The organism is Pseudomonas marincola, from assembly GCF_900116605.1.
Classification (GTDB): Bacteria; Pseudomonadota; Gammaproteobacteria; order Pseudomonadales; family Pseudomonadaceae; genus Aquipseudomonas; species Aquipseudomonas marincola.
This window is the reverse complement of the sequence record NZ_FPBC01000031.1, coordinates 1-2,039: the sequence shown is the minus strand read 5'-3', so window position 1 is coordinate 2,039 and position 2,039 is coordinate 1. Positions and strand designations below refer to the sequence as shown.

Genomic DNA, 2,039 nt, shown 5'->3' with positions numbered 1-2,039 from the left:
CTCACCGGCGCACCTTCTCCCGAAGTTACGGTGCCATTTTGCCTAGTTCCTTCACCCGAGTTCTCTCAAGCGCCTTGGTATTCTCTACCTAACCACCTGTGTCGGTTTGGGGTACGGTTCCTAATTACCTGAAGCTTAGAAGCTTTTCCTGGAAGCATGGCATCAACCACTTCGTCGTCTAAAAGACAACTCGTCATCAGTTCTCGGCCTTAAGATCCCGGATTTACCTAAGATCTCAGCCTACTACCTTAAACACGGACAACCAACGCCGTGCTGGCCTAGCCTTCTCCGTCCCTCCATCGCAGTAATTAGAAGTACGGGAATATTAACCCGTTTCCCATCGATTACGCATTTCTGCCTCACCTTAGGGGCCGACTCACCCTGCGTCGATTAACGTTGCGCAGGAAACCTTGGTCTTTCGGCGTGCGAGTTTTTCACTCGCATTGTCGTTACTCATGTCAGCATTCGCACTTCTGATACCTCCAGCAAGCTTCTCAACTCACCTTCACAGGCTTACAGAACGCTCCTCTACCGCTCATCCTAAGATGAACCCGTAGCTTCGGTGTATGGTTTGAGCCCCGTTACATCTTCCGCGCAGGCCGACTCGACTAGTGAGCTATTACGCTTTCTTTAAAGGGTGGCTGCTTCTAAGCCAACCTCCTAGCTGTCTAAGCCTTCCCACATCGTTTCCCACTTAACCATAACTTTGGGACCTTAGCTGACGGTCTGGGTTGTTTCCCTTTTCACGACGGACGTTAGCACCCGCCGTGTGTCTCCCGTGCTGACACTTGCTGGTATTCGGAGTTTGCATCGGTTTGGTAAGTCGGGATGACCCCCTAGCCGAAACAGTGCTCTACCCCCAGCAGTGATACACGAGGCGCTACCTAAATAGCTTTCGAGGAGAACCAGCTATCTCCGAGCTTGATTAGCCTTTCACTCCGATCCACAGGTCATCCGCTAACTTTTCAACGGTAGTCGGTTCGGTCCTCCAGTCAGTGTTACCTAACCTTCAACCTGCCCATGGATAGATCGCCCGGTTTCGGGTCTATTCCCAGCGACTAAACGCCCTATTAAGACTCGCTTTCGCTACGCCTCCCCTATTCGGTTAAGCTTGCCACTGAAAATAAGTCGCTGACCCATTATACAAAAGGTACGCAGTCACAGAACAAAGTCTGCTCCCACTGCTTGTACGCATACGGTTTCAGGATCTATTTCACTCCCCTCTCCGGGGTTCTTTTCGCCTTTCCCTCACGGTACTAGTTCACTATCGGTCAGTCAGTAGTATTTAGCCTTGGAGGATGGTCCCCCCATATTCAGACAAAGTTTCTCGTGCTCCGTCCTACTCGATTTCACTTCTAAGATCCTTTCGCGTACAGGGCTATCACCCACTATGGCCGCACTTTCCAGAGCGTTCCGCTAAAATCAAAGAAGCTTAAGGGCTAGTCCCCGTTCGCTCGCCACTACTAAGGGAATCTCGGTTGATTTCTATTCCTCAGGGTACTTAGATGTTTCAGTTCCCCTGGTTCGCCTCTTACACCTATGTATTCAGTGCAAGATACCTAACTTATGTTAGGTGGGTTCCCCCATTCAGACATCTCCGGATCAAAGGTTATTTGCCACCTCCCCGAAGCTTTTCGCAGGCTATCACGTCTTTCATCGCCTCTGACTGCCAAGGCATCCACCGTATGCGCTTCTTCACTTGACCATATAACCCCAAGCAATCTGGTTATTGTCTCTAACGTGAAGTAGACATTCGCCGAAAATTTGCAATTGAGAACTACAAATTTTACCTTGACCAAATTAATTACCAGTGAAAGTAATCAATTAGTCACTTCTATCACATACCCAAATTTTTAAAGAACGATTTTTTCTAGTCAAAGACCAGAAATCAACATTCAGCTACTTAATGTAGGAATGCTCATTTCTGAACACTAACGAGACGCGGATCAAGCAATTACATAATGGTGGAGCCAAGCGGGATCGAACCGCTGACCTCCTGCGTGCAAGGCAGGCGCTCTCCCAGCTGAGCTATGGCCCCA

Annotated in this window: 1 tRNA gene and 1 rRNA gene; both read right to left on the bottom strand. The window is 49.2% G+C overall.

Features of this window, described 5'->3' with window-relative positions:
* Positions 1–1,705: ribosomal RNA gene (locus BM395_RS23075) — 23S ribosomal RNA — on the bottom strand; the annotation flags it as partial.
* 257 nt (positions 1,706–1,962) lie between these two features.
* A tRNA-Ala gene (locus BM395_RS23070) sits at positions 1,963–2,038 on the bottom strand.
* Between the last annotated feature and the right edge of the window lies 1 nt (position 2,039).